We start from the raw sequence: 7,776 nt of genomic DNA, 5'->3' as shown, positions 1-7,776 counted from the left end.
CGTTTGCCGTGTATTGGACATACATAAAAACGGGATCCCGCAGCCAGGCGGCGTCTGAGGTTCCGCCACCCGCACCGCCACGCAAAACGAGCCTGGAAAAACCTCAGTGAACTGGCGAGTAACCCCTTCGCGTCGAGCTCGTTGCACAGGTGTGACGCTGATGGCCTTCGTTGTGTGCGTCACATGTGCCAGGCTGCCTCTTCGGGGCGGCCCGGCTGAGTTGAATTCGAGGACGCGGAGGTGCGGATGGGCGTCGAGGTGGTTGTCGACGGACTGTCGAAGTCCTTCGGCTCGCAGACCATCTGGCGGGACGTCACGCTGACGCTTCCTCCTGGCGAGATCAGCGTGCTGCTGGGACCTTCGGGAACCGGGAAGTCGGTTTTCCTGAAGTCGTTGGTGGGGCTGCTCAAGCCGGAGCAGGGCAAGGTCGTCATCAACGGTGTCGACATCTGCACCTGCCCGGAGAAGGAGCTCTACGAGGTCCGGAAGCTGTTCGGCGTGCTGTTCCAGGACGGTGCGCTGTTCGGGTCGATGAACCTCTTCGACAACATCGCCTTCCCGCTGCGCGAGCACACCCGCAAGGGTGAGTCCGAGATCCGCCGGATCGTGCTCGAGAAGATGGAGATGGTCGGTCTTCTCGGCGCCGAGGACAAGCTGCCCGGTGAGATCTCCGGCGGTATGCGCAAGCGCGCCGGTCTGGCCCGCGCGCTGGTGCTGGACCCCGAGATCATCCTGGTCGACGAGCCCGACTCGGGTCTGGACCCGGTTCGCACCGTGCTGCTGAACCAGCTGATCGTCGACCTCAACGCGCAGATCGACGCGACGATCCTGATCGTCACCCACGACATCAACACCGCCCGCACCGTGCCGGACAACATCGGCATGCTCTACCGCAGGCACCTGGTGATGTACGGCCCGCGCGAGGTGCTGCTGACCTCGCCGGAGCCGGTGGTGGTGCAGTTCCTCAACGGTCGCCCGGACGGGCCGATCGGGATGAGCGAGGAGAAGGACACCGGCGCGAACGAGCTGGCGCGGCTCAGCGAGCTGTCCGTGCCGCCGATGATGCCGCAGCTGGAGGTCACGCCCGGCATGCCGGAGCGCTCCGCGGTGCGCCGCCGGAAGGACCGGGTGCTGCGGCAGCTGGACACGCTGGCGCCGTCGGCGCAGCAGGAGATCCTGAAGACGCTGAGCCCGGAGGAGCTCGCACTCTACGGCGCTTCAGCTCCCGTGACCCTGAACAACGAACCCGCGTGGCCGCAGCAGCACGCCGAGCCGGTTCGGCCGCAGGCCCCGCCGCCTCCGGCTCAGCCGCAATCGCAGCCGTTGCCGCAGTCCGAGGTCGCCGACGTGCCGCAGCAGGTGCGCCCGTCGCCGCACTCCCGGGACCCGGAGGCTCCGCCGTGGGCCGCCGGCGCGCCGGAGCCGGCTGATTCGCGTCGCCGGTGGTTCGGACGCAAGCGGGGTGAGCAGTGAGTTCGCCTTCGCAGGCGCGGTTTCCGGGCGCGGGGGGCTTGCGCGAGACCGGGCGCCTGTTCGCGCTCGGCCTGGACGTCATGCGGTCGCTGCCGAAGCGACCGTTCCAGCTCCGCGAGTTCATCCAGCAGTGCTGGTTCATCGCCAGCGTGACGATCCTGCCGACCGCGCTGGTGTCCATCCCGTTCGGCGCGGTGATCGCGCTGCAGCTCGGGTCGCTGACCCGGCAGATCGGCGCGCAGTCGTTCACCGGCGCGGCCAGCGTGCTGGCGATCATCCAGCAGGCCAGCCCGATCGTGACCGCGCTGCTGATCGCCGGTGCCGGCGGTTCGGCGATCTGCGCCGACCTGGGTTCGCGGACGATCCGCGACGAGATCGACGCGATGGAGGTGCTGGGCATCTCGCCGATCCAGCGCCTGGTGGTGCCGCGGGTGCTGGCCGCGATGCTGGTCGCGGTGCTGCTCAACGGCATGGTCAGCGTGGTCGGCGTGCTCGGCGGCTACACGTTCAACGTGATCATGCAGGGGGGTACGCCCGGCGCCTACATGGCGAGCTTCAACGCGCTAGCGCAGCTGCCGGACCTGTGGATCGGTGAGCTGAAGGCGCTGATGTTCGGTTTCCTGGCCGGGGTGGTGGCCGCCTACCGCGGGCTGCATCCACCGCCTGGTCCGAAGGGCGTCGGGGACGCGGTGAACCAGTCGGTGGTGATCACGTTCCTCCTGCTGTTCGCGGTGAACTTCGTCCTGACCACGCTCTATCTGCAGCTCGTGCCGCCAAAGGGCATGTGAACGGGCCATGGAAAAGGTCTCCGAACTCGTTTTGCTCAGGTGGTCGCCGTGCGTGGGTGGGCCAAGCGGCTTCGCCGCTTCAACAACAAAGACGGCGGAATTGACATGGTGACGATCTCTCAGCGCGCCAAGCGCGCGGCCCGGCGGCCGCTGCAGCTGCTGGACGACCTGGGCGACCAGCTGTCGTTCTACGTGCGGTCGCTGGTGTGGATTCCGCGCGCGATCACGCGCTACAGCAAGGAGACGCTGCGGCTGCTGGCCGAGGTGAGCTTCGGCAGCGGGGCGCTCGCGGTCATCGGCGGCACGGTCGGCGTGATGATCGGGCTGACCCTGTTCACCGGCACCGTGGTCGGGCTGCAGGGCTTCGCCGCGCTGGACCAGCTGGGTACCTCGGCCTTCGCCGGGTTCGTCTCGGCCTACTTCAACACCCGCGAGATCGCGCCGCTGGTGGCCGGGTTGGCGCTGTCGGCGACGGTCGGTTCCGGGTTCACCGCGCAGCTGGGCGCGATGCGGATCTCCGACGAGATCGACGCGCTCGAGGTGATGGGCGTGCCGAGCTTGCCGTACCTGGTGACCACACGGGTGATCGCCGGGTTCATCGCGGTGATCCCGCTGTACGTGCTGGGCCTGCTCACCTCGTACGTCGCGGCGCGCGGCGTCACGGTCTATGTCTACGGCCAGTCCGCGGGCACCTACGACCACTACTTCAACCTGTTCCTACCTCCTGAAGACGTGTTGTGGTCCTTCGGGAAGGTGCTGGTGTTCAGCGTCGTGGTGATCATGACGCACTGCTTCTACGGCTACCGGGCCAGCGGTGGCCCGGCCGGAGTCGGCATTGCGGTGGGACGCGCGGTGCGGACCGCGATCGTGACCACCGCGCTGCTGGACTTCTTCCTCAGCCTCGCGATCTGGGGCACCACTACGACGGTTCGGATCACCGGATGAGTACCCGAGGGAAGATTCTGCGTCGCCGGGTCGCGGGCCTCGCGTTCCTGATGTGCATGGTGCTGTTCGTCAGCCTGACGGTGGCGTCCTACCAGAAGGCGTTCACCTCCAGCGTGGACGTGGTGCTCAAGGCCGCATCGACGGGCAACCAGCTGCTGCCGGACTCGGATGTGAAGGTGCGCGGCATGGTCGTCGGCCGCGTGACCGGCGTGCAGTCCACAGGGGACGGTGCCGAGCTGCACCTGGCGCTGGAACCGGACAAGGTCCAGCACCTGCCGTCCAACGTCTCGGCGCGGCTGCTGCCGCGGACGCTGTTCGGCGAGCGCTACGTCTCGCTGGAGCTGCCCGACCAGGCCTCGACCACGACGCTGGCCGCCGGGGACGTCATCGAGCAGGACCGCACCAGCGCGGGCATCGAGCTGGAGAAGGTCCTGGCCGACACCATGCCGGTGCTGCAGGCGGTGCACCCGGACGACCTCGCGGTCACGCTGAACGCGCTGGACCAGGCGCTTTCCGGGCGCGGCGAGCAGCTGGGCGAGACGCTGTCGCAGCTCAACACCTACCTCGACGGCCTCAACCCGTCGGTGCCGGACCTGCAGCGCAACCTCAAGGAAATGGTCGGCGTCGCCCAGACCTACGAGGACGCCGCCCCGGACGTGCTGGAGGCGCTGGACAACTTCAGCACCACGGCGCGAACCCTGGTGGACCAGCGGGAGAACCTCAAGACCCTCACCGGCCAGCTGACCACCACCGCCGACGACACCACCGAGTTCCTGCAGAACAACCGGGACAACCTGATCCAGCTCGGCGAGTCGCAGCGGCCGACGCTGGACGTGCTGGCGAAGTACTCGCCGGAGTACACGTGCTTCCTGGACGAGATGGCGGCCTACGTGCCGCGCATCCGGAAGGTGTTCGGCGAGGGCACCAACGAGCCCGGCCTGCACATCACGCTGGAGGTCGTGGCGCACCGCGGGAAGTACCGCCCGAACCAGGACGAGCCGGAGTTCGCCGACAAGCGCGGTCCGCGCTGCTACAACCTGACGCCGATGCCCGACCCGTTCCCGGAGTACCCGCCGGACGGCCCGTTCAAGGACGGTTCGACCTCGCCCGCGCCGTCGCGCCAGGTCGACCAGAGCCTGAACCCGCCGCAGCCGGGGGAGTCCTACCTGCCGGCCGGCACCTCTTCGCAGTGGGTGAACTCCCCGGCAGAGCGGGACATGGTGTCGATGGTGCTGGCCCCGGCGATCGGCCGGGACGCCGGTGACGTGCCGGAGTGGGGCTCGTTGCTGGTCGGCCCGGTCCTGCGCGGAGCGGAGGTGAGCTACCGGTGAACGGTCGCAGCATCACCGGACCGCTGGTCAAGTTCCTGATCTTCGTGCTGGTCACCGTGCTGGCCACCGGATTGCTGGTGCTGACCATCGCGAACAAGGACCTGCGCTCGGCGCAGACCTACAACGCGCGGTTCACCGACGTGACCAGCCTCAACGTGGGCGACGAGGTGCGCATCTCCGGCGTGAAGGTCGGCGAGGTGGAGAGCATCGACCTGGTCGACCGGCGAGTCGCGGAGGTGCAGTTCAACGTCGCCGACCGGTCGCTGCCGGCCACCGCGACCGCGACCATCAAATACCGGAACCTGGTAGGCCAGCGCTACATCGCGTTGGAGCCGGGACCCGGCGACAACGGCGTGCTGCAGCCCGGTTCGACGATCCCGCTGGAACGCACCAAGCCGGCGCTGGACCTCACGGTGCTGCTGGGCGGGTTCAAACCGCTGTTCCAGGCGCTCTCGCCGGAGGACGTCAACAAGCTCTCGTACGAGATCATCCAGGTGCTGCAGGGCGAAGGCGGCACGGTGGAGAGCCTGCTGGCCCACACCGCCTCGCTGACCTCCACGATCGCCTCCCGCGACCAGGTGATCGGGCAGGTCGTCGACAACCTCAACGGGGTGCTGGACACCGTCAACGCCCGCGACCAGCAGCTGTCCGAGCTGATCGGCCAACTGCGCCAGGTGGTTTCGGGGCTGTCCGAGAACCGGCACGCCATCGGTGACGCGGTGACCGCGATGGACGGCCTGACCAACAGCACCGCCGGGCTGCTCACCGAGGCCCGTCCGGGACTGCAGCAGGACATCGCCGGGCTCGGCTCGCTGTCGAAGAACCTCAACGACAACGAGGAGGTCGTCGAGCGGTGGATGCAGAACATGCCGGGCAAGGTCGAGATGCTGACCCGGACCGCGTCGCACGGCTCCTGGTTCAACTTCTTCAACTGCAAGATGACCGGAACCGTGGGCGTCGGTGAGCTGAACCTGCCGCTGCCGCTGCTGCCGGTGTCCCAGCCGAGGTGCCAGCGATGACAGCTTTCTCCAAGCGCGACCCGCTCAAGATCGGCATCGGCGGCCTGCTGGTGCTGGTGATGATGTTCGTGCTCGCGATGAACTTCGAGCGGCTGCCGCTGATCGGCGGCACCACCTACACCGCGCAGTTCACCGAGGCGGCCGGGCTGCGGCCGGACAACGAGGTGCGCATCGCCGGGGTGAAGGTGGGCACGGTGTCCGATGTGGAGCTGGAGGACGGCCACGTGCTGGTCAGCTTCCGGGTCAACGACGCCTGGATCGGCGACCACACCACCGCCGCGATCCGGATCAAGACGCTGCTCGGGCAGAAGTACCTGGCGCTGGACCCGCAGGGCGCGAAGGAAGCCGACCCGTCCGAGCCGATCCCGTTGCAGCGCACCATGTCGCCCTACGACGTGATCAACGCGTTCAGCGACCTGTCGTCCACTGTGGACCAGATCGACACCAAGCAGTTGGCGGACAGCTTCCGGGCGATGTCGCAGACGTTCTCCAACACGCCGGAGGAGGTCGGCGGTGCGTTGGACGGGCTCTCCCGGCTGTCGCAGACCATCTCCTCGCGCGACGAGCAGCTGGAGCACCTGCTGAACAACACCGCGCAGGTGTCCAAGACCATCGCCGACCGCAACGGCGATTTCGAGAAGCTGCTCGCCGACGGCAACCTCCTGCTGGAGGAGATCCGGGCGCGGCGCGACTCGATCAGCCAGCTGCTGGACGGTACCCGTGAGCTGTCCCAGCAGCTCAGCGGGCTGGTCGACGACAACGCCGCGCAGATCGGCCCGACCCTGCAGCAGCTGGACCGGGTCACCAAGATGCTGCAGCGCAACCAGGACAACCTGAACCGGAGCCTGGAGATGTTCGCGCCGTTCACCCGCCTGTTCTCCAACGTCCTGAGCAACGGCCGGTGGTTCGACAGCTACGTCTGCGGTCTGCTGCCGCCCGCCGTCGGTCCGATCAACCAGAAGGGCTGCCAGCCATGACCAGCGCACGCCCCTCGCTTACCCGGGTGCTGTCGATCGCGGTGGTGCTCGTGCTCGCGGTGACTGTTGCCATCTGGTGGCTGTTCTTCGGCGCCGCCGAACGCAAGGTCACCGCCTACTTCAACGCCGCCGTCGGCATCTACCCGGGCGGTGACGTCCGGGTTCTCGGCGTCCCGATCGGCACCGTCGACGAAGTCGTCCCGCAGGGCAAGCTGGTGCGGGTCGTGATGAGTGTGGACCGCGACGTCGACGTGCCGGCAGACGCGGGTGCGGTGGCCGTCGCGCCGAGCGTGGTCAGCGACCGGTACGTGCAGCTCACCCCGGTCTACAAGGGCGGACCGACGCTCGAGGACGGCGCGGTGATCCCGAAGGAGCGCACCGCGACCCCGGTCGAGCTGGACTCGATCTACCGGAGCCTCAACGACCTGTCCAGCGCGCTCGGCCCGAACGGGGCCAACACCGACGGTGCGCTGGCCGACCTGCTCAACACCGGTGCGGCCAACCTCGACGGCAACGGCAAGGCGCTGTCGGAGACCATCCGCAACCTCGGCGAAGCCGGGACCACGTTGTCCGGCAACAGCGAGCAGCTGTTCGCCACCGTCGACAACCTGCAGAAGTTCACCTCGATGCTGGCCGACAACGACGACCAGGTGCGCCGGTTCAACACCCAGATGCAGCAGGTCAGCGGGTTCCTGGCGGGCGAGCGCGAGGATATGGGCGCGGCGCTGGCCGAGCTCGCCGTCGCGCTGGGCAAGGTGGAGTCCTTCGTGCGGGACAACCGGGAGCTGGTCAAGTCCAATGTGGACCAGTTGCACGGGGTGTCCGAGGTCCTGGTGAAGCAGAAGGAAGCGCTGCGGGAATCGCTGGTCAATTCGCCGCTGGCGCTGTCCAACCTCAGCAACGTCTACAACGGGTCCTCCGGGACCCTGGACACCAGGATCACCATCAACGAGCTGGCCCAGCCGCCCGCGGTCGAGGTGTGCAAGCTGCTGGAACAGCAGGTCCCGGCCGACGTGCCGAAGGAGGTCAGCGACGCCTGCCAGTCGCTGCAACCGGTCATCGACGGCGTCGCGAAGCTGCCGACGCCCGCGGAGGCGCTCAACGCAATCCAGAACGGCAAACTGCCGGACCTGCCGCTCCCGCTGTCGTCGCAGGGAGGCACCCGATGAACCTCCGCCGAATCCGCCGACCGCGGGGCACCGGTCCGAAGCCGCTCATCCGAGCACGGAGAACCACGGTTTCA

Annotated in this window: 7 protein-coding genes; all 7 read left to right on the top strand. The window is 68.0% G+C overall.

Annotation, left to right across the window (positions count from 1 at the left end):
* Positions 1 to 246 precede the first annotated feature (246 nt).
* Positions 247 to 1,473 carry an ABC transporter ATP-binding protein gene (locus ACWCO2_RS17150; RefSeq protein ID WP_450128695.1) on the top strand — a complete coding sequence of 409 codons (1,227 nt, stop codon included), beginning with the start codon at positions 247 to 249 and terminating at the stop codon, positions 1,471 to 1,473.
* Entirely contained in the window at positions 1,470 to 2,261 is a 792-nt protein-coding gene (locus tag ACWCO2_RS17145; protein WP_450128694.1) for an MlaE family ABC transporter permease, read from the top strand. Before ACWCO2_RS17150 ends, ACWCO2_RS17145 begins: the two co-directional genes overlap by 4 nt.
* A gap of 105 nt (positions 2,262 to 2,366) precedes the next feature.
* Positions 2,367 to 3,206 carry an MlaE family ABC transporter permease gene (locus tag ACWCO2_RS17140; RefSeq protein WP_450128693.1) on the top strand — a complete coding sequence of 280 codons (840 nt, stop codon included), beginning with the start codon at positions 2,367 to 2,369 and terminating at the stop codon, positions 3,204 to 3,206.
* Complete coding sequence (locus tag ACWCO2_RS17135) at positions 3,203 to 4,537, top strand: MCE family protein (protein ID WP_450128692.1); 1,335 nt, start codon at positions 3,203 to 3,205, stop codon at positions 4,535 to 4,537. The genes ACWCO2_RS17140 and ACWCO2_RS17135 overlap by 4 nt, the downstream gene beginning before the upstream one ends.
* Positions 4,534 to 5,556: an MCE family protein gene (locus tag ACWCO2_RS17130; protein WP_450128691.1), complete on the top strand. Its 1,023-nt coding sequence runs from the start codon at positions 4,534 to 4,536 to the stop codon at positions 5,554 to 5,556. The genes ACWCO2_RS17135 and ACWCO2_RS17130 overlap by 4 nt, the downstream gene beginning before the upstream one ends.
* Positions 5,553 to 6,533 (top strand): MCE family protein, encoded by a 981-nt coding sequence (locus tag ACWCO2_RS17125; protein ID WP_450128690.1) that lies wholly within the window; start codon positions 5,553 to 5,555, stop codon positions 6,531 to 6,533. Before ACWCO2_RS17130 ends, ACWCO2_RS17125 begins: the two co-directional genes overlap by 4 nt.
* Complete coding sequence (locus ACWCO2_RS17120; RefSeq protein ID WP_450128689.1) at positions 6,530 to 7,702, top strand: MCE family protein; 1,173 nt, start codon at positions 6,530 to 6,532, stop codon at positions 7,700 to 7,702. Before ACWCO2_RS17125 ends, ACWCO2_RS17120 begins: the two co-directional genes overlap by 4 nt.
* Positions 7,703 to 7,776 lie beyond the last annotated feature (74 nt).

It is taken from the genome of Saccharopolyspora sp. NPDC002376 (assembly GCF_053593195.1).
This window is presented reverse-complemented; position numbering and strand designations above follow the sequence as displayed.